17 protein-coding genes are annotated in these 20,199 nt (G+C 62.5%); 8 read left to right on the top strand and 9 right to left on the bottom strand.

Annotation, left to right across the window (positions count from 1 at the left end; genetic code table 11):
- Positions 1–7 precede the first annotated feature (7 nt).
- The 9 genes from B7X90_RS12000 to B7X90_RS11960 form a co-directional block, all read right to left on the bottom strand.
- On the bottom strand, positions 8–319 hold the full coding sequence (locus tag B7X90_RS12000) for a cytochrome C (RefSeq protein ID WP_292624752.1): 312 nt from the start codon (positions 317–319) through the stop codon (positions 8–10).
- Positions 319–1,512 carry a molybdopterin-dependent oxidoreductase gene (locus B7X90_RS11995; protein ID WP_292624751.1) on the bottom strand — a complete coding sequence of 398 codons (1,194 nt, stop codon included), beginning with the start codon at positions 1,510–1,512 and terminating at the stop codon, positions 319–321. Before B7X90_RS11995 ends, B7X90_RS12000 begins: the two co-directional genes overlap by 1 nt.
- Positions 1,513–1,597: 85 nt before the next feature.
- Entirely contained in the window at positions 1,598–4,006 is a 2,409-nt protein-coding gene (locus B7X90_RS11990) for a glycoside hydrolase family 3 protein (RefSeq protein ID WP_292624749.1), read from the bottom strand.
- A gap of 89 nt (positions 4,007–4,095) precedes the next feature.
- A complete protein-coding gene (locus tag B7X90_RS11985) occupies positions 4,096–5,262 on the bottom strand; it encodes an MFS transporter (RefSeq protein WP_292624747.1) in 1,167 nt (388 codons plus the stop codon).
- Positions 5,259–6,338: a LacI family DNA-binding transcriptional regulator gene (locus B7X90_RS11980; RefSeq protein WP_292624745.1), complete on the bottom strand. Its 1,080-nt coding sequence runs from the start codon at positions 6,336–6,338 to the stop codon at positions 5,259–5,261. The genes B7X90_RS11985 and B7X90_RS11980 overlap by 4 nt, the downstream gene beginning before the upstream one ends.
- Before the next feature lie 75 nt (positions 6,339–6,413).
- Positions 6,414–7,916: a tryptophan halogenase family protein gene (locus B7X90_RS11975; protein WP_292624743.1), complete on the bottom strand. Its 1,503-nt coding sequence runs from the start codon at positions 7,914–7,916 to the stop codon at positions 6,414–6,416.
- The gene (locus B7X90_RS11970; protein WP_292624741.1) at positions 7,913–8,899 is read right to left on the bottom strand and encodes a cupin-like domain-containing protein; all 987 of its coding nucleotides are present in this window, start codon (positions 8,897–8,899) and stop codon (positions 7,913–7,915) included. The genes B7X90_RS11975 and B7X90_RS11970 overlap by 4 nt, the downstream gene beginning before the upstream one ends.
- A 13-nt stretch (positions 8,900–8,912) precedes the next feature.
- A complete protein-coding gene (locus tag B7X90_RS11965) occupies positions 8,913–9,626 on the bottom strand; it encodes a SapC family protein (RefSeq protein WP_292624740.1) in 714 nt (237 codons plus the stop codon).
- A 124-nt stretch (positions 9,627–9,750) separates the two neighbouring features.
- Complete coding sequence (locus tag B7X90_RS11960) at positions 9,751–12,618, bottom strand: TonB-dependent receptor (protein ID WP_292624738.1); 2,868 nt, start codon at positions 12,616–12,618, stop codon at positions 9,751–9,753.
- Positions 12,619–12,886: 268 nt separating this feature from the next.
- On the opposite strand from B7X90_RS11960, the gene B7X90_RS11955 reads away from it, so the two are divergent.
- From B7X90_RS11955 to B7X90_RS11920, 8 genes are all read left to right on the top strand, one after another.
- Positions 12,887–14,191, top strand: coding sequence for a DUF3422 domain-containing protein (locus B7X90_RS11955; RefSeq protein WP_292624736.1), 1,305 nt, complete (start codon positions 12,887–12,889; stop codon positions 14,189–14,191).
- 44 nt (positions 14,192–14,235) lie between these two features.
- Positions 14,236–15,237 carry a magnesium chelatase ATPase subunit I gene (bchI, locus tag B7X90_RS11950; protein WP_292624735.1) on the top strand — a complete coding sequence of 334 codons (1,002 nt, stop codon included), beginning with the start codon at positions 14,236–14,238 and terminating at the stop codon, positions 15,235–15,237.
- Positions 15,234–16,919: a magnesium chelatase subunit D gene (locus B7X90_RS11945; RefSeq protein WP_292624733.1), complete on the top strand. Its 1,686-nt coding sequence runs from the start codon at positions 15,234–15,236 to the stop codon at positions 16,917–16,919. The genes bchI and B7X90_RS11945 overlap by 4 nt, the downstream gene beginning before the upstream one ends.
- On the top strand, positions 16,916–17,812 hold the full coding sequence (bchO, locus tag B7X90_RS11940; protein WP_292624732.1) for an alpha/beta fold hydrolase BchO: 897 nt from the start codon (positions 16,916–16,918) through the stop codon (positions 17,810–17,812). The genes B7X90_RS11945 and bchO overlap by 4 nt, the downstream gene beginning before the upstream one ends.
- On the top strand, positions 17,809–17,970 hold the full coding sequence (locus tag B7X90_RS11935; protein ID WP_292624729.1) for a hypothetical protein: 162 nt from the start codon (positions 17,809–17,811) through the stop codon (positions 17,968–17,970). The genes bchO and B7X90_RS11935 overlap by 4 nt, the downstream gene beginning before the upstream one ends.
- 157 nt (positions 17,971–18,127) lie before the next feature.
- Complete coding sequence (locus B7X90_RS11930; protein ID WP_292624727.1) at positions 18,128–18,529, top strand: hypothetical protein; 402 nt, start codon at positions 18,128–18,130, stop codon at positions 18,527–18,529.
- A gap of 183 nt (positions 18,530–18,712) precedes the next feature.
- Positions 18,713–19,714, top strand: a complete 1,002-nt coding sequence (gene rsgA, locus B7X90_RS11925) for a ribosome small subunit-dependent GTPase A (RefSeq protein WP_292624724.1) — start codon at positions 18,713–18,715, stop codon at positions 19,712–19,714.
- Positions 19,715–19,783: 69 nt separating this feature from the next.
- Positions 19,784–19,951: a hypothetical protein gene (locus B7X90_RS11920; RefSeq protein WP_292624722.1), complete on the top strand. Its 168-nt coding sequence runs from the start codon at positions 19,784–19,786 to the stop codon at positions 19,949–19,951.
- The last annotated feature ends 248 nt before the right edge of the window (positions 19,952–20,199 follow it).

Raw genomic sequence — 20,199 nt, 5'->3', positions numbered from 1 at the left:
CTTTAGTTCACCCGAACCGCTTCGCCAAAACCTCTGCCACCGCATTGGCATCGGACGGTTCCAGCGGCGCATTGTAAACGTTGACCATCTTCGCCACCGCATCACGCCAGAACTGGGGGCCTTTGCCGCGTGGCTGGGTGGTGATGTATTCCAGCGAATGACAGGTCGAACAGGCCGCAACCACAGGCTCGCCCTCATTGTCGGCCAATTCGGCAGGCACAGCTTCTTCCGGCATTTCGAACGTCACCGGCTTCGCGCCCGAAGCACCGACAGACACCGCCAGAGCCGCAAGCCCCGCGGAAAGAACCAGCGCCCGCATCAAACCGCCTCCACCATGATCGTCTCAACCGGATTGTGCATATACCCCGCCGGTTGCCAGCGCGCGGTTACAGGCTGAACTTCTCCGCCTGCCGTCTCCGCCCGAACTTTAATCGCGTGCTTCCCGGCCCCAAACGTCACCCCCAGCCGCCATTCGCGGAAGGAATAGCGCCCCAGATCCTCGCCCAGCTGCGTCTCATGCCAGGTCTGCCCATCGTCAGCCGAAACCATGACTCGCCGCACCGGATCGCCCCCGGCAAAGGCAATGCCGCGCAATTCGGCCACGCTGCCCGCCTTCACCTGCGCGCCATCGCCATGGCTGGTGATGAAAGAGCGCACGTTGAAACGCCCAATCGGCTTGGTCTTGTCAGGCTTCTGCCCCGGCTCCAAGCAATTGCAGTCGTTGTCGGGGATGCGATAGGCAGTCTTCATCCAGTACCCATCGTACCGCGCATCCACGACGGTAATCTCGTCCAGATGCTTGACCCAATAGGTGCCGTAATAGCCCGGCACGATCAGCCGCAGCGGATAGCCGTTGAGGAACGGCAGGTCCTCCCCGTTCATCTGGAACGCCACCATCACCTCGCCATCCAGCGCATGATCCAGATCGAGCGCTTTGACGAAATCGGGAATGCCATCGAGCGGCGGGTTGTCCAGCCCGTTGAAAGTCACCTGCCGCGCGCCTTCACGAAGCCCTGCCTTTTCAAGCAGATGCTTCAGCGCCACACCACGCCAGCGGGCATTGCCCATCGCCCCGTTGCCAAGCTGCCCGCCTCCCACGCGCGGCTGCACGAAGCCCCGGCTGTTGCCCGAACACTGGTTGACCGCCACGATCTCGCTGACCGGAAAATCACGCTTCAGGCTGGCGAGTGACAGTTCCAGCGGCTTGCCCACATGCCCGCCAACCTTCAGTCGGAACGCGCCCGGATCGATCACTGTGGGCAGTCCCGACAAGTGATAGCGCACGAAAAAAGCATCGTTGGGCGTCAACAATCCGTCGTTGAACACCGTAAACGGCGTTTCCAATTGCGGCGGGCGCGTGGTGAGCAGTATCATCTCGCGCTTCTGTGGCATCCGCACCAATGGCCGCGCACCGTTGCCAAATGGCAGCGTCACGCCACCGTCAGCCGCAAGCGCCGGGCCGCCAAGCGCGGCAACGCCAGCTCCGGCGAGAAACATTCTACGGTCGAACACGGCCAATTCCTCTCCGGCTGCGCTGGGATTCTCCCATCCTTTTCGCGCAACCGGAGGCGTATGTCCACCGGTAGTCATAAACCTCCTACTTCGCCAGCGAAGGGCAGGCAATCGCCTCACCCACACCCTCAATCCCGGCATTGCGGATGCTCACGACAAAGCCCTTGTCCGCGCCCAGCCGCAACGGCTGACCAATCGCTGCCACCTTCGCCCCATGCGCCGCAAAGCAAGTCAGCGGAATACGCATCATGCCGGTCTGTCCCGCAGCTGGAAGCAGCGCACTCACGTCCAGCGCCACGCCGCCAAATGAAGCCGTCACCGGCCCGGAACCGCGCGCATCCAGCCGCCAGTCGAGCCGCAGCACAAAGCCGCCGTTCACCTGACGCTGCACGTCAATCGGTGGGCCATCGAGCGCGAAGGCACCCTTGCCAGCCCAGGTGAACTGCCGTCCATCCTCCTGCGCCGACACGTCCACCGCGCGCATCATCACAACGCTATCAAGGCCCAGCCGCCACGGATCAATGACTTTGCCCGCGCGAATATAGGTCGTTTCACTGAGCGCCGGGCCAAGATCGACGCGTGGGTCTTCGTTGACCGGGCCGACTTTTCCCGGTCTGGCATAGGAAAGGCCGTGGCCGACCTTGAACAGCGGATCGATCATCGGCGCGCGCGCATCCTGCGGCCAGTCGAATGAAAGCGTACCGGTGAAATCCCGCTTGGGCCTGCCATCGCGGCCTGACACCAGAACATCGGCAACACCCTGCCCCTGTGATCCCGGCTGCCATGCTGCAACAAATGCATCGGCAAGGTTCATTGCCTTTCCAACGAACATCGGGCGGCCCGAAAGAAAGACCGCGACGACCGGGATACCCTTTTCTTTCAGCGACTTGATCAGTTCCAATTCGCCCGACTGGGGCTGGAACATAAGATTGGAAACATCGCCCTGAAATTCGGCGTAAGGCTGTTCGCCAAAAACGACCACCGCCACATCGGGCTTTGCTGCACCCGGAACTGCAGCGATTTCCGCCTTGCCGCCAGCCTCATTCACCGCGTCCACAATGGCGCGGCCGATGGTGCGGCCCTTCGGGAAGTCGGCGGGCGATGTATCTGTGCCCTGCCAGGTGATCGTCCAGCCGCCAGCCTGCATCGCCATGCTGTCAGCCCCCGGGCCGGTCAACAGCACGTTCGCACCGGCGCGGATCGGCAGAACAGAGCCTTCGTTTTTCAGCAGTACCAGTGACTTGGCAACGGCTTCACGGGCTACTTCAAGATGCTTGTCTGCGCCCAACATGGCCGGGTTGCCGCGCTCCACCGGCGTTTTGCCCATCAGTCCGAGCTTGAACTTCACCCGCAGATTGCGGCGGACGGCGTCTTCCAACCGAGCCATCGGGATCGTCCCGTCCCGCGCTTGCTTCAAGGTATTGTCATACAAGGCTTTCCAGCTGTCTGGCGCCATGTAGAGGTCAAGCCCGGCATTGATCGCAGCGGCGCAATCGGTGGGCGTGCAACCGGGAATCTGGCCGTGGCCATTCCAGTCACCCACCACAAGCCCTTCAAACCCCATGCGTTTTTTCAACACATCAGTCAGAAGCGAGCGGTTGCCGTGGTTCTTCACGCCGTTCCAGCTGGAAAAGCTGGCCATCACCGTCAGCGCGCCCGCATCGATCGCAGGCGCATACCCTGCGGCGTGGATGCGGACCAGTTCTTCCTCTGAAATCTGCGCATCGCCCTGGTCCTTGCCGCCAGCCGTGCCACCATCGGCAAGGAAGTGTTTTGCGCTTGCGGCAACCTTGTTTGCGGGCAGTTTCTGAAGTGCACCAAAACGCCCCTGAAGCGCCTCTACCATCACCGGGGAGTACGCAGCGATCACTTTCGGGTCGCTTGAATAGCCTTCATAGGCACGTCCCCAGCGCAGGTCTTGCGGCACCGCCAACGTGGGCGCGAACGTCCATTCAATCCCGGTCGCGGAAATCTCTTCAGCGGTCGCCTCGCCGATGCGACGGATCAGATCCGGGTCATGCGCAGCGCCCAACCCGATGTTGTGCGGAAAGATCGTTGCGCCCGGCACATTGGAATGTCCGTGGACAGCATCAACGCCGAAAAGGATAGGGATTCCGGCTCCGGCCTTGCGCGATGCGGCGCGGTATTCCTGCACCAGTTTCAACCACTTGGCGGCGTCTGCGCGTTCGTCTCCATATGGGCCGCTGTTGCCGCCCGCAAGGATCGAGCCAAGCGGATAGCGCTCCAGATCGGAGGGGGTCATCGCGCTGATATCGCCTTGGATGACTTGCCCAACCTTCTGTTCCAGCGTCATTTTACTGATGAGCCGGTCAATCTCGCGTTCTGTCTTGGGCGAAGTGATGGCCGAGGGGCTTTGCGCGATGGGCCACTTTGCAGGATCGGCAGTCCCGCTCCCTTGCGCATTCAGCGCAGTGGTGCCCAGCAGCAGTGGCAGAACCAACAACCCGGCGTGCGTTTTGCAACCTGTCGACATCGACTTCCCCAACTTCTGTGAACGTTCTCAATTCAAAGCGTTTCACATGTCAGCGGGCATAAATCAAGCCTTTCAGCAGGCTTTTGCGATCATCGGGAAAGCAGCGCCATCGCGGCCAATGCGAGGACAGCCAGCACCACGAACAGCCCGGCAAACCCCAGCGTAGGCACAAGCGCCAACGTGAGCGAAGGTACGACCAGTGAAGGGATGGTGTTGGTGAGGTTGAACAACCCCAGATCGCGCCCGCGCCGCGTGCTGTCGGGCAGAACGCGCAGCGTGTGAGCGCTGTGGAGCGCGAGGAAAACCGCAGTGGACAGGCCGAACAGCAGATATCCGCCGATCACCCCTCCGCGCCCCGTCGCCAGTGCCATGACCATCAGGCCTGCCGCCGCTCCGCCTGATGCGAGCGCAAGAGGGAGGACGGGTTTGCCATGTTTGTCTGCCCAGCGTCCGGCAGCTAGTGCGGTCAGCGCGCCAATCACCATGGCGGTCAGCAGCACACGGGCGATGGCGTCATCGGGCAAGGCAGGATCGACCGTGCGCAGCCAGAGGTAGAAATAGGCGAAAAGCGCGGCCTCGGAAACTTGGACGAAGAGGCGTGCGAACCACATGCGCGTAGCCATGCCGCGCAGAACTTTCCGTGCTACCTCGCTCCCTTCGGTAGGTTGGCTGCCGTTTGTTGGCCGACCATCTTCGCCCAGCAGAATGATCGGCAAGACGCAGGCAGTCACTATGACACCGACCAAGCCAAAGCGCTGCGGCAGGTCAGCCACGCCAGGGATCGTGACGACTGCTCCGGCCAGCGCACCAGTGGCCGGGGCGAACGCGAGCAAGCCACCGAGCATTCCCCGGCGCGCTTCAGGAACGCGGTCTCCGGCCCATGCGGACAGGGGGCCGAGCATCACATTGAGGCCGAGTTGCCAGAGCACGATCACGCCCATCAACCGCGCCAATGTTTCAGCGTGTGGCATCACCATCAGCATCGCAGTGGAGAGCACCAGTCCTGCCAGCACGAACGGCCTGCGCTTTCCGGCTAGATCACTCAACCACCCTGCAGCAATGTTGGTAACACTGGCGATGATCGCGCCTGCAAAGGTCGTGATTGCCAGCCAGCGCACTGCTTCTGGTCCTGCCAGCTTGTCCACATGCATCGGCAAAAGCAGCGTCAGCAGCGGGACATAAGCAACAGTCGCGCCAGCCCATGCCAGTGCGTAGAGCGCAAGGAACCGGCGGTCTTGGGTTGCTTGGGCGTTCACGAATCCTGCAGGCAATCCGCCGGAGCGGCAGTCGATCCGCGCACTTCGAAGCCCATCGGAATAATCAGCGGTTCGGGCACGCGCTCGTCACCACGCTGGGCGGCGATCAGCAAGCGCACGGCGGTGGCGGTGGTTTCGGCGATGGGCTGGTCCACTGCCGTAAGTGGTGGGCGGGTGAAGCGCACCAGCGGGGTGTTGTCGAAACTGACCAGCGAAAGGTCTGCGGGGATGGCAAGGCCAAGTTCGGCTGCGATTTCCGCCGTGGCGAGCGCCATTTGGTCGTTGCTGGCAATGATCGCGCTCGGCCGGTCGGCACGTGACAGAAGCGCGCGGGCGGCACGGACGCCTGATGCATAAGTAAAGTCGCCCGCTTCGAGCAATCTGCCGCTGTCCAGTCCGGCTTCGGCCATTTCAGCGCGCCAGCCATCGACACGGGTTCCCGCAAGGCGGTATTCGGAAGGGCCGGAGATCATGGCGATGCGGCGATGGCCAAGATCGGCCAGGTGCCGCGTCGCAAGCCGTGCGCCGCCTTCATCGTCCATCGACACGCAAATGCCTTGGGGCAGTCCCTCCTCCACCGCCTGCGCGCCAATTCGAGCGAACGGAATATTGTGCTTGGCCAGTGTCTTGAGGATCAGTGGATTGTCCGAATGCGGCGGGGTGAGGATTGCGCCATCGGGCTGGAGCGCGGCGATGGCAGCACCCAGTTCCCGCTCCACGTGATCGCTGTGAGTATCGACCAGTTCGAAGATCAGGCGATAGCCATGTTCTGCGCATTCAAGCATACCGCCGAGCAGCATCTGGTCCACCCAGTCGGTACCCTGCCGCGCGCGCCAATCCGCGATGGTGCGTTCGCGGTCATTCAGGGCAAGGATCAGGTAGGAGCGCGATCCGCTCATGCGCTGCGCCGCGATCGAGGGAACATAGCCCAGCTTGTCGATAGAGGCTTGAACCTTCTCGCGCATTTCGGGCCGGACGTTGGCCTCGTTGTTGATGACGCGGCTGACCGTCTGCAGCGAAACACCTGCATCAGCCGCCACGTGCTTGATCGTTACCGCCTGCCGCCTGCGCGCCATCGTGTCTTAATTACCCCTCTGACTAGGCACCCGCAGCCTTCGTAGGCTGCGAAATGGTATTGTGACAAGTATTGCTCATGCGGCGACCGGAACGTCGGCTCCGCAATAGCGCACGACATAGTCCCCATGGACGGGCAGAGCGGCCACAGTGCGGGCCACCTGATCGCGCAGAGTGCCAAACAAATGTGCCATTTCCTCGTCACGCAGCTTGGCGGCAACGGGGTGGTGGCTTTGCGGCATGATCCCCTGCCCCATCATCACCTGCACCCACGAATTTTCCGCGAACAGTTCCTCGTTCTTGCGGAAGACACGGCCCGTTTCGCGGAACAGTTCGATCTTGTGCGTCAGGCTTTCCGGCACGTCCATGGCCGACACGTGCCGCCAGAACGGCGTGTCACGCCGGTCGGTGACCTTGTAATGCAGGACGAGGAAATCGCGGATCTGCTCCATGTCGGTGAACTGCTGGTCGTTGAATTCATCGATATCGCGCTGGCTGATTGCGCCTGCCGGAAGCATCCGCACGATGCGCAGGATTGCGCGCTGGATCAGGTGGATCGAGGTACTTTCCAGCGGCTCCATGAACCCGCCCGAAAGACCCACGGCCACGCAATTGCGGTGCCACTGCTTGCGCCGCGCGCCAGTGCGGAAGCGGATATGGTTTGGCTTTACCAGCTTTTCGCCTTCGACGCTGGAGAGCAGCTTTTCCAGGGCCACATCGTGGCCGAGGAAATCGCTGCAATAGACCACGCCGTTGCCCTGCCGATGCTGCAACGGAATGCGCCACTGCCAGCCTGCTTCATGCGCGATGGCACGGGTATAGGGCACCGGTGGACGTACGCTGGCGGTCTGGATGGCGATGGCGCTGTCGCAGGGGAGCCAGTGTGTCCAATCGTCGTACCCGACACGCAAGGCCCCTTCGATGAGGAGCGCGCGGAAGCCGGTGCAGTCTATGAACAGGTCGCCTTCGATGCGTTTGCCGCTTTCGAGGAGGAGCGCGGCGATATTGCCGGTTTCGCCGTCCAGCTGGACCTGCGCGATCTTGCCTTCGATCCGTTTTGTGCCGTCAGCCTCGGCCATGCCGCGCAGGAACCGCGCGTAAAGGCCGGAATCGAGCTGGTAGGCGTAGTTCATGCGGTCTTCGGGCAAGTGGGCGAAGCGCCCAGCCTCTGCGGCCTTCAGTTCAAGGCAATATTCGCTGTAGGGGGCGGTGTGGCCGCGTGTCAGGCCGTTCATCCAGAAGTGCTGGAAACCGGCGGACCAGTGATCCTTGCCCGTGCCGCCGAACGAATGGAAATAGGCCTCACCCGGAACCCGCCAGTTCTCGAAATTGATGCCGAGTTTGAAGGTGGCCTGCGTGGCCCGCATGAAATCGGCCTCGTTGATGCCGAGGATGCGGTTGTAGGCCACCAGCGGCGGGATCGTGCTTTCGCCGACGCCGATGGTGCCGATCTGCTCGCTTTCCACCAGCGTGACCTGCGCCACCGGGCCTAGCGTGCGGGCCAATGCGGCGGCAGTCATCCACCCGGCAGTGCCGCCTCCGGCAATGACAATGCGGCGGGGCAAGTTGGTTGCGGTCATTGGCTGAGGCTCCTCAGGAGGAACTGCTGGAGGCGTTGGGCGGTGCGCGCGTCGATGGGCGCAAGGATGCCCTGCCCGGCTTCGGGAACATGGGCACGGGCGTCATTGCCGCCGGAGAAGACATAGTGTTCGAACATATCGCGCCAGATTGCGCGCTCAGCCTCAGGCAGATCGCGGATGGCCATGATGGCGTGCGTCATCGCGGTTTGGGGCTGGCCGAGGAACCGTGGGGTTTCGCGCCACCAGTAATTGACCAGCACGTTGAACGGCGCGGTCGCATCGACGTGGTGATACCACAGCGAGGGGATGAACAGAGCGTCGCCCGGTTGCAGGTCTGCCACTTGCGCGTGGACCAGCGCTTCCCGGTAGCGCGGGTATTGGGCGAAATCCGGGTTGTCAAAATCGACCAGCGAAACGGGCCGCCCCGCTGGCGTGATGTCGAGCGGGCCGAGGTAGAGGTTGGCAAACTGGTCGGGCGGGAACAGCGTGAAGCGGCGCTGTCCGACAGCGCAGCAGGCCAAGTTGCGCGGGTGATCGTTGTGCGCAGCAATGCGCGTAGCGTTGCCTATCCAGATCGAGGCGAGCGCGTCTTGCGGCACGGCGGGCACGTGGTTAGCCTGATGCAGGCCATCGAAATAGCGGTGAATGTCGATGGAGCCGAGGTAGACGGTCGGCACTTCGTGGGCAGCGCGGCCTTCGGCCTTGTCGAACCCTGCAAAGATGTCGGCAAGGCGTCCGGTTCCCATGCGGAAATTGACGTCCATCGCAGCGTCATAGAACAGCCGCCCGCCCTTGTCGGGATCAGCGATGGAGACCGGCAGATCGACCGGGCGGGCATGAGCGACGAGATAGGCGCGCGCTTCCTTTGCCGATGCCAGGCCTGCACTGACCAGTGGCCAATCGCGCACAAGCCCGCGCACCGCGAACGGTTCCTGCCCGCTGGCGATCAGGCTGGGCAGATCCGCTGCCGTAACCTCACGCACGGGGGCCAAAGCCTCAACTTGCGCCAAGGACGGACTTGCGCGCGATGAGATCGGCAAAGCGCCCGACCGAGGCCACCGCCATGAACAGCGGCATCAGGTGACCGGCGGCGTGCAACTCGCCCAGCACATCGGCGGGAAGCGTGCGCAGGCGCTCTTCGTTGATCGTGTGAAAGCCGACCAGCGACTGGTGCGAACCATCAGGTTGCGGCACTTCGAGCGCGAAAGGTTCGAGCAGTTCATGCCGCTCCAATGCTTCGAGGAAGGCGCCCGAAGCCTGATAGGCGGCGTCAAGATCACCGAGGTTCTGCGCCACGTCTTCCAGCAGCGTGGTCGGATTGCCCATGTCGTCGAACAGGCGCTCACCTTCGGTTTCGCAAACGCGCGGGCTGGCAAGGTCGATGTGGACCTGCGGTGTGGCGGCAGGATCGGCGTTGCGGCCGATCAGGAAGGGCTGGACCGCGTGCGCCAGCGGCAGCCACGGCGCATCCCAGCCATTGCCGCGCAGAAACAGGTTCTCGCCATTGGCGAACCCGAACAGGGCGAGCGCCGACATGCGCCCGGTCTCAAGATCGCGCCGGAACACGATGGGATAGTGCGCCTGTGCGCGGCGGAACTCGGCGGGCATGACAAGGCAGGCCATCACTGCATCACCCAGCGATGCCGCACGGTCCGTGCGGACGCGCAAATGACGATGCTTGAGGGAATCGAGGACTGCGTGCTGGGTCATGGGTTTGCCTGACTTCATCCTCTGGAGCTTGTGCGATCTGCGCCGCCCGGCCCCCAGTTTTCAGGAGAACGGCCGGACCTTTCGGCCCGGCCTTTTCCCATTGTGCCTGAACGTTATCAAGACCTCAGAAGTTTACGCGCGCGAACTCCCAGCTCGCGCTGGCATCGACCTGGCCATAGGCCTCGATGAAGAACGGGTTCGGGCCGGTGCCGCCAAGGAACTTGTCACGCCAGTTGTAGGCCACGCGGGCTTGCAACCCGTTCTTGTCATAGAACAGCACGGCGTTGGCACTGTCTGACAGACCGGTCAGCGCAAACTGCGGCACGCTGGATGGCTGCGTCACGTCGTAGCGCGCATCGCCCTTGACCACAGTGTAGTTCAGGATCGTGCCGAAGCCGGTGTCCCAGAAGCTGTGCTGCACGGCAAATTCGAAGCCATAGAGGTGCGCTGCCTGATCCGAGTTGATCGGCGTGGTGATCTGGAAGTTCACCGCGTTGTCTTCAGGCAGGCCGAGGATCTTGCCGGCGTAGTTGCCGGTCACCGGATCGAAGCTGTCGACGATCACCGAGCCGGGGTTGTTGGCAAAGATATAGTTGCGGATCGCGGTGGTGCTGGCATTCGCACCCAGCGCACCGATGGCAGCGCGATAGCGCGGACCGTCAGCCGGGTTGGTCAGGCCGAAGGCTTCGCTGTCGATCCGGTCCTGCGCGATGAAATTGCGCACGCGCTTGTCGAAGAAGCCGACCGACAGATAACTGGCCTTGTCGTAGTACCATTCTGCCGAAACATCGATATTCTTCGACTTGTAGGGGTTCAGCCCCGGATTGCCCTGGCTGCCAAAGCCGCCGCCAATGCGGAACAGCTGGTCCACCGTGCGCCCACCCTGCATCAAGGCATAGTCGGGCCGGGTGATGGTGTGGCTGTAGCTGGCGCGGACCTTGACGTTCTCCACCGGTTCGAAATCGAAATCGATGGCCGGGAGCCAGTTTTCATAGCTGCCCGTAAACGTGGTGAAATCGCTGTCGGGTCCATAGACGAGGTTGAACTCGTTGGCCGAAACCCACTGCGTTCCGGTGGGGATCGGCACCAGAGCAGACGAGGTGATGTTCGTCTTTTCATAGCGGAGCCCTGCGCGGAAGTGCGCGGGGTTCTGGAACAGGTCGAACTTGGTGTTGGCCTGAATATAGGGCGCAACGGTACGTTCGCGGATGCGGCGATCGGTGTTGAAGGGCGAAAGGCAGTTGTTGTCACCCCCGCAGATGCCGTTCAGATCGTCGAGGAACTTGACCATGTTCTCGAAATTGAACTTGTAAAAGCTCTGGATCATCGCCGGATCGCCAGCGCCCGAAAGGCCCTCGAACTTGTCGGGCAGCGTTTCGAGCGTGAACAGATCGTCGGACAGCTGCTCCTTGGTGGTGGAGCCGCCCCATGTATCGTTCTGGATGAAGCCGTAAGCCGAGCGCACTTTGTTTTCGGTGTAGACCACACCGAAGTCGAGGCTTTCGAGGACAGAATCGTCAAAGTCCCAGCCGCCGCGCAGTTGTGCCTCGTTGATCTCGTCGCGGAAGAAGGCGTTGCGGAAAGCGTTGCCGGTGGCCTGAATGTTGCCCGCGTTCAGCGCATCGATGCCGGGGTGCATGGTGTAGGAGATGACCGGCAGGTCGTTCTCGTAGTTCACCGTCTGCTGCGCCACGCCGAACACCGCCGTGCCGACAGAGGTGCTGGTGCCATAAGGGTTGTTCGCGCCCGATTGCGCGGTCGAATGATGCGCGTCAAGTTCAACTCGCAGCCTGAAGTCGCTTTCCCACTTGAGGTTGCCGCCGATGGAGTTGTTTTCCGAACGGTTCTCCGTCAGCGCGCCCGAATACGACAGGTCCTTGCCCTCTGCCGCGCCGAAGCGTTCGGAATAGAAGATCGGGCCTGCTGCCGGACCATCGGTCCACGCGCTCGACACATCGTTGAAGTTGAACCACACGCCGACGTTGGAATTGCGCACCTGCACGGTGTTGCTCGAATAGGTGTAGTCGAACGTTGCGGTCAGGTTGTCAGCCAGGCGAGCCTGCAGCACGAGCTGGCCGTTGAGGCGCTCGCGGTCGATATCGTTCAGGTCATAGCTGGCGTTCTGCTGCACCTGATAGACGTCAGTCGGCCCCGGACGGTTGGTAATGTTGGCAGCGCGCGGATCGCCTGCCTGCGGGAGCGAACCCCAGTTGTTTTCCGAGCCCAGATAGCCGTCGCGCCAGCCGACATTGGCCTGATTGACGCTGGCCTGGCGCTTTTGCCAGACGCCGGTGACGAGCACGCCGAACATGTCGTCTTCACCAAAGGTGGCCGAGACGATGCCCGATACTTCCGGCGTGATCTTGGTGCCTTCGTTCAGCGATGTGTCATAGACACCTCGCGCGGCAAGGCTGCCCGAGACGCCCGGCTTGTCCAGCGGGCGCGGAGTCTTGATGTTGATGGTCGAACCGATGCCGCCGGTGGGCAGGATCGCGCGGCCAGACTTGTAGACCTCGACGCCCGAAACGCCTTCCGAGGCGAGATTGGCGAAATCGAACGAGCGGGTGGATGGCGCGCTTGCACCATCGCCCAGCGACGATGTCGGCATCTGACGGCCGTTGAGCAGCACGAGGTTGAATTCAGGGCCGAAACCGCGAACCGTGACGGTCGAGCCTTCACCATTCGAACGGTCAATCGAAACGCCGGTGATGCGCTGCAGCGATTCAGCAAGGTTGGTATCGGGGAACTTGCCGATGTCTTCGGCAGAGATCGCATCGACAACGCCCTGCGCGCTGCGCTTGATGTTCAGCGCCTGCGTAAGCGAGGCGCGGATGCCGGTGACGACAATGCCTTCACCTTCCGGTTCAGCCGCAGCTTGCGGCTCTGCCGACGTGGCATCTTGCGCAAAGACGGGCTGGCTGGCGAGAGCCAACGCAAGCGCCGCCATGCTCGAAGCGCGGACAGCAATGGAACGGGTCGTGGAAATGCTCATGATCCTCCCCCTTCTCCGGCTACAAAGTTGATCTTCGAAGCTCGGATGCAAAAGCACAGGCGGACGCCGATACGCCGCCTTGTGAACGTTCACCTAAATGAGAACGTTCACGTGGTCAAGCAGGATGAAGGCTACGTCCCCCTCTGTATCGTCCTTTGGATCAAGACCGCACGGTATTGCGGGCAGTTCAGCGGGATTCCGTTTGGTCCACCTCCAGACTTGGCATAGCTTTCCTCAAAAGCGGCACTGGTGGTCAAAACGCCCCAAGATGCGCCGCATTGCAGGGGAGATTCTCCACGTGCGCGATCATGAACTCAGGCGCCGCGCTGTTGGCGAGATGCACTTGCGCCGCTGGCCGGTTTTGCCTGTCCCGTGCCACATCGTTCAATGGGTACTCGCCATTGAGGATGCAGAGCGCGCAGAGGAACTGGCCGCCATAGAAATGCGATGCGGAGTCCACGACTCTGTGGGAAATCCTTCGCACCGCGAAGGGCGCATCAACGCTGCGGTGACGTTCACATGGGAACGCCAGAGCGAAGGCAGCAGCCTGACGCTGTTCGCCTCACCATGTGACGAGGATGGATTTGTCAATGCGCACGGTGATCTGCAAATCGCCGATGCGATTGCCTGGGCGCAAAACCTGCCCGGACAGGTCATTCGCAGCACCCGCGTCTGGCTGGGTGAGGACGATGCTGCCATTGCGCCATTGCTTGAACGGCAGTCGCTCAATCGCGACGAACTTGTATCCAGCACACTGGGCGGCGGCATCCGCATATGGTCGGATTTCCGCATCATGGACGATGGCTTTGGCCGTCTTCTGGTAGCCGCCAATGGGGCTGACCCCCGCGATCTGACCCGGCAGATGCAGCGGATGCAGGAACTGGGCAATTATCGCAACAAAGCGCTGCTGGGCCTGCCGGTGGCGCGCGAATGCTGGCCGAAACTTGATACTGCCGAAGCCCGATTGCGCGATTTGGCAGATCGCATTGCCGACAGCGACGCGCGCGATGACACGCTGCTGACCCAGCTTTCAGGCCTCGCGCTCGATCTCGCCTCGGTCTCCACCGCCATCTCGTTCCGCATGGACGCAACGCGCGCCTATGGCCAGATCGTCGAGGAGCGGCTTGAGCAGCTTGATGTGAGTGCTGTAGAAGGCTTTGCCTCTCTCGTGGATTTCACGCAGCGCCGCTTCCGTCCTGCGATGAACACTTGCTTCGCTACGATTGAGCGCCTGCAGCGACTCGGCAACCGTACCGAACAACTCTCCTCGCTCCTGCGCGCACGGATCGACACCCGGATTGAAAACCAGAACGCCGAACTGCTGCGATCAATGGAACAGTCGATCTCGATGCAGGCGCGGTTGCAGCAACTGGTTGAGGGCCTGTCTGCCGTGGCACTCAGCTACTATCTGCTCGGCCTTGTCAAATATGCTCTCTATTCGGTGCCGGACAGTGTTTTCGGCGTATCAGACGACTTCGTGATCGGGCTGCTGGTGGTTCCGCTGGTGCTGGGCGTGTGGTGGACGATGCACACGCTGAAGGACCGCCTCATCAAGACAACCCCACAGAAATAATTCCGCTTGTCGTGACGCTTTATTGTGTCCAGAGTGTTGGACAGATGGCGCGCTTTCCCTTCTCTGCGATCGTCGGTCAGGACGAGATGAAGCTCGCGCTCCTGATCGCTGCGGTCGACCCCACCATCGGCGGGGTGATGGTTTTTGGCGACCGGGGAACAGGGAAATCCACAGCTGCCCGCGCGCTGGCCAACCTATTGCCGCCAATCATGGTGATGGACGGTTGTCGCTTCGGTTGCTCACCCGAAAGCCCCCGCGCTTGCCCCGGCCCGTGTGAGGCGACCAAAGCCAGCAAACGCGCTGTGCCATTCGTCGATTTGCCGCTGGGTGCCACGGAAGACCGCGTGCTCGGCTCGCTCGATCTGGAACGCGCGCTGCGCACCGGTGAAAAGGTGTTCGAACCCGGCCTGCTCGCCCGCGCCCATCGTGGCTTTCTCTACATTGATGAGATCAATCTGCTGGAGGACCATCTGGTCGACCTGCTGCTGGATGTGGCCGCCTCGGGTGAGAATGTGGTGGAGCGTGAAGGGCTTTCCGTGCGGCACAAGGCGCGCTTCGTGCTGATCGGCAGCGGCAACCCCGAAGAGGGCGAGTTGCGCCCGCAACTGCTCGATCGTTTCGGCCTGTCGGTCGAGGTGCGCACACCGCGCGCGATTGAGGACCGCGTGGAAATCATGCGCCGCTGCGCCGCCCACGATGCCGATAGCGAGGCTTTTTCCGCCGCCTGGGGCGAGGAAGACGACAAGGTCCTGAACCAGATCGCGCGTGGCCAAAAGCGGCTAGCCAAAATGGACGTGCCCGATGATGTGCTGGTCGATGCCGCGCGCCTGTGCAGCGCAATCGGTGTGGATGGCCTGCGCGGCGAACTCACGCTGATGCGCGCCGCCCGCGCCTATGCCGCGCTGAAGGGCGCAAAGTTGGTGCGCCGAGAACATCTGCTGCACATTGCACCTCTAGCCCTGCGCCACCGCCTGCGCCGCGATGTTCTGGATGAAGCCGGATCAACCGCCCGCATCGAACGCGCGATTGCCGAACATTTTGTATGACTAGTCAGCTGGCAGATGCGCTGCTGGCAGCGCGCCTGCTGGCCCATTCGCGTGACCGCCTTGGCGGCATGTGCCTGCGCGGTGGCGGCCCGGCGCGTGACTTGGTGCTTGACGCCCTGCGCGCCCTGCTCCCGCCCGAAACTCCGTTCCGCCGCTTGCCCGGCCATATTGACGATGATCGCCTGTCTGGCGGCACCGACATCGCCGCCAGCCTCGCCAGTGGCACACTCGTGTTACAGCGCGGGCTTCTGGCCGAAGTTGCAGGCGGCGTCCTCGTAATCCCAATGGCTGAACGCTTGCGCATCGACATCGCTGGCCGTGTGGCGCAGGCGATGGACAACGGTGCCGCGTTCCTGCTGATCCTGCTCGAAGATGGCGCAGACGGAGACGACCGCCCCCCGCCTGCGCTGATGGAACGCGTGGCGTTTGACCTGAGCCTCAACGCCGTCCGCCCCGCCGACCTGGCCACACCTCTGCCTGCGCCCGACACCCCCACCCCCGCCACGCTCGACAGTGAGGCTATGTCCGCCCTCGCCGCCACCGCCACGGCGCTGGGCGTGGCCTCGCTGCGCCCCCTGCTCCACAGCGCCACCGCCGCCCGCGCCCACGCCGCGCTGACCGGGCGCGCCTTGGCTGAAATGGCCGATCTCGAAGCCGCAACGCGCCTGATCCTCGCCCCGCGCGCCACGCAACTCCCTCCAGAGCCCGAACAGCCGCAACCACCCGCCCCGGAACAGCCAGAGCGTGAGCAGGAGCAGAACGATAGCGAAGAGGACGACACCCCGCCCGACATCCCCGAAGACCTGCTGATCGAAGCCGCTCGCGCGATGATCCCACCCGATGTGCTTGACGCCATCGCCAAGGGCCGTGCCCAACGCTCCGCACGCGGAGGCGGGCAAGGCCGCCGCACCGGCTCTGCCATGCGCGGCAAGCCACTTGGCGCAAGGCCGGGAATGCCCGGCGGCGGCGTGCGTATGGCGCTGGTCGATACGCTGCGCGCTGCAATCCCCTGGCAGCCGCTGCGCCGCCGCGATCCTGCCCCGGAAGGCGCAGGCCCCATCCGCTTCCGCCGCGATGATCTGCGCGTGCGCCGCTTTGAAGAGCGCAGCACGACGGTTACGCTGTTCTGCGTGGATGCTTCCGGCTCTGCGGCCATGTCGCGGCTTGCCGAGGCCAAGGGCGCGGTCGAACTGATCCTTGCGCAAGCCTATGTAAAGCGAGCCGAAGTGGCGCTCCTGGCATTTCGCGGCGCAGGCGCAGAGCTGCTGCTGCCCCCCACCCGCTCGCTGACTCGCGCCAAGCGCGCCTTGTCGGAACTGCCCGGTGGCGGCGGCACGCCGCTCGCCAGCGGTATCGCGCTCGCCCGCCAACTGGCCGATGCCATCGCCTCGCGCGGGCGCACGCCGATGCTGGTGTTTCTAACTGACGGGAGCGCCAACATCGCCGCCGATGGCTCCCCCGGCCGCGCGCAGGCCAATGCCGATGCGCTCACCGCCGCGCGCGCGATTGCCGAGGCGCGGATCGATGCCGTGGTGATCGACATCTCGCCCCGCCCCCGCCCCGAAGCTGCCCGCGTGGCCGAAGCGATGCGCGCGCGCTACTTGCCGCTGCCCTTTGCCGATGCCAAAACGCTTAACGCTGCGGTTGCCCTTGCCACGCAGCCGGAAAGGAAGCGGGCATGAGCGGACCACGCTGGGATGTTGATGGCCGCAATTGGCCCAACCGAACAACCAGCCGCTTTGTCGAAACGCCGGGGCTGAAATGGCACGTGCAAGTGGCGGGCGAAGGCCCCGCCGTGCTGCTGCTCCATGGCACGGGCGCGGCCACGCACAGCTGGCGCGATGTGCTGCCGCTGCTGGCCCGGAACTTCACCGTGATCGCGCCGGATCTGCCGGGCCACGGCTTTACCACAGGCCGCCCGAAGCAGGGGCTGACGCTGAACGGCATGGCCAGCGCGCTGACCGATCTGCTCGCCAAGCTGGAAGCCAGCCCTGCCCTGATTGCGGGACATTCGGCAGGGGCGGCCATGGCACTGCAGCTGGTCCACCTGCAGGGGCGCGAGACGCCCGTCGTCGGCTTCAACCCTGCGCTGATGCCCTTCCCCGGCCTTGCCGCAAAGCTGTTTCCATCGCTGGCCAAAGCGTTGTTCATCAACCCTTTCGTCCCCCGAATGCTGGCCGGAATTGCGCGCATCCCCGGCGAGACGGGGCGCTTTCTGGGCCGCGCTACCGGGTCGAAAATCGATGCTCAGGGCATCGCCGCCTATGAAGCCTTGATGAGCCACCATCGCCACTGTGGCGGCGCGATGGAGATGATGGCCAGTTGGGATCTGGAAGCCTTAAGCCGCCTGCTGCCGAAAATCGCCAGCCCGGTCCTGTTGGTCCATTCGAGCGCCGACAAGGCCGTGCCGCTTGATTCGGTGGAGCGCGCGGCCAAACTCATCCCCGATTGCCGTCTGGAAGTGTTGCCGATGCTGGGCCATCTGGCGCACGAAGAACAGCCTGAGCGCGCCGCAGACCTGATCGGGACGTTTCTGGCGCAAAAGCTTGGTCTAGAGACAGGAGTGCCTGCATGAACGCTGTCGGTGAAAACTTCGGGTGGATCGAAATCGTCGTGTTCGCCGGCATCGCATTGGGCTTTGGCCTGTGGCAACTGCGCTCGATCAACCGCGAGATCGCCAAGGACAAGGCAGCGGCTGAGGCAAGAAAGCAGGAAGCTGACAAGAACGTCTGAAGTCAGAGCTTCAAGACTGTTCACGCGAACTTATTTGTCAGAATAATTTCTGAGCCGGGATACAACAGGCATTTCGGACGTTCTGTTACCGTTATCTGTGGAATGGCAATTTTTCTCCGTTGGTAATGCCGTTTGTTGGTTGCCAAAGGAAAATGTCATGAGAATCTCAAATCTTTTCAACGTAACAATGGTAGCCGCTTCAGCTTTTGCGTTGACGGCCTGCGCGTCAGGCGGATCAGGCGGCATGGATAATGGCCAGCGCATGGCCGAACGTGGCGGCGATATAACCGCTCGCGGCAAGACATGGACTGACGGCCAACGCGATCAGCGCGAGGGGCAGAAGCTCCTCTCCCGCAGCGCCAAACGCGCCGCCGATGGCGAAAAGGACCTGAAGAACGCGCAGGAGAAGATGGTCAAGGCGCAACGCCAGATCGAAGATTCGCGCACCGAACGCATGAATGGCGAGCAGCTTGTTTCCAGCGGCACTCAGAAAATGCAGCAGGCCGAAGCCGAATATTCCAGCATCCGCAACGGCCCATCCGCCGTTCCTCAGCCGTAAACGCTTGAAAAACGGCCCCTTGCAATAACAGGATGTGGCGCACCCTGATTTTGAGTGCGCAAGCGCGTGATGCGGACTACGGCACGCCCATCACGTCGCTTTGAAAGCCGCACCGCAAACTTTATGCCCGCCCACAGCCCCCCCTTGGCCGAACTCGGCTGGACCTCCTTCTTCAGCGACCAGATGTCGGACACTGAAGACGCGGGCTCCGTGCCGGTCCGGGTGATGGCCGTACATCGCGGCAAGATTGCGGTGGCAGGTGCCGACATCCAGATGCTGATCGAGCCGCGCATCCCCGGCGCAGATGCCGAGGCAGACCGTCCGGCTGTCGGCGATTGGCTGCTGCTTGACCGCGATACCCTCGAACCCATCCGGCTTTTGCAGCGCGCCAACTTGTTCAAGCGGCTTGCTGCCGGAGAGCGCCAGAAGTTGCAGGTCATCGCCGCAAACGTCGATACGCTGTTCGTCGTCGCATCGTGCAATCAGGATTTCAACGTTGCGCGAATCGAACGCTATCTGGTGCTGGCGCGCGAAGTGGAGGTAACGCCGGTTATCGTGCTGACCAAAGCGGATCTTGCAGACAATACTGAGACTTATATCGCCAAGGCCCGCGCTCTGCAGCCCGATATCGTAGTAGAAGCCATAAATGCTCGCGATGCGCAAAGCGTTGCGCGGCTTGCGCCATGGTGTGGGCCGGGCCAGACCGTTGCTCTGCTGGGCTCATCGGGCGTCGGCAAATCAACCTTGGTCAACACACTGACCGGCCGAGACGATATTGCGACTCAGCCCGTCCGCGAAGAGGACGGCAAAGGTCGCCACACCACCACCGTGCGTGAAATGCACCGTCTGGAAGGCGGCGGATGGCTGATGGACACACCGGGCATGCGCGAGTTGCAATTGTCCGAGGTCGCCGCGGGCATCGCCGACGTTTTTGACGATATCGTGCAACTGGCGCTGGAGTGCCGCTTTTCCAACTGTTCGCATGAGCGAGAGGCCGGGTGCAGCATCAAGGCCGCCGTTGCACAGGGCACGCTTGATCCCGCACGCTTCGATCGTTGGCGCAAATTGGCCGCCGAGGAATCAACCAATTCGGCCAGCCGCTCGACCCGCCGAGAGCGTGCTGACCTTGCCCAGAATGCTGCACAGGTGGCGGCAAAAAATCATGGCCACCGATCACGCCGGTAGCGCCGGTAAAGCCGGTCAACTACCCATCTCAGTTCCCGAAATTACCAAAGTTTACGAGGCAAAAATTTCATGGCCGATCTGTATCTGAAGGCGCTCGAATCCGAACGCAAAAGCCTGTGGGCAAGCTGCCGCCTCAAGGGTCTGGCCAAGGACACGAAGGAACGCATGCGGGTTGCCGAATTGGACGAACTGATCGAAGCCCACAAGCTGAAAAAGACCAAGCCGACAAAGGGTTAGAACGCAGCGTCTATTTCAATCAAACACCCGTTCGTGTCGAGCGAAGTCGAGACACGCCAGAAGGTATCTCGACTTCGGGCAATGCCCGAGGTTTATCCTGAGCAAGTCGAAGGGCTCGACACGAACGGGCTCTGGTTCTGGATCGCCATCTAGGCCGTAAACTCATAAACCACACCGTCGAGGTTTGAGGCAAAACGGCCAGGTGCAAGGAAGGAGGGCGCAGGAATATGTCGATATTTCAAGCCCGA

The organism is Novosphingobium sp. 17-62-19 (assembly GCF_002256775.1).
Classification (GTDB): Bacteria; Pseudomonadota; Alphaproteobacteria; order Sphingomonadales; family Sphingomonadaceae; genus Novosphingobium.
This window is presented reverse-complemented; position numbering and strand designations above follow the sequence as displayed.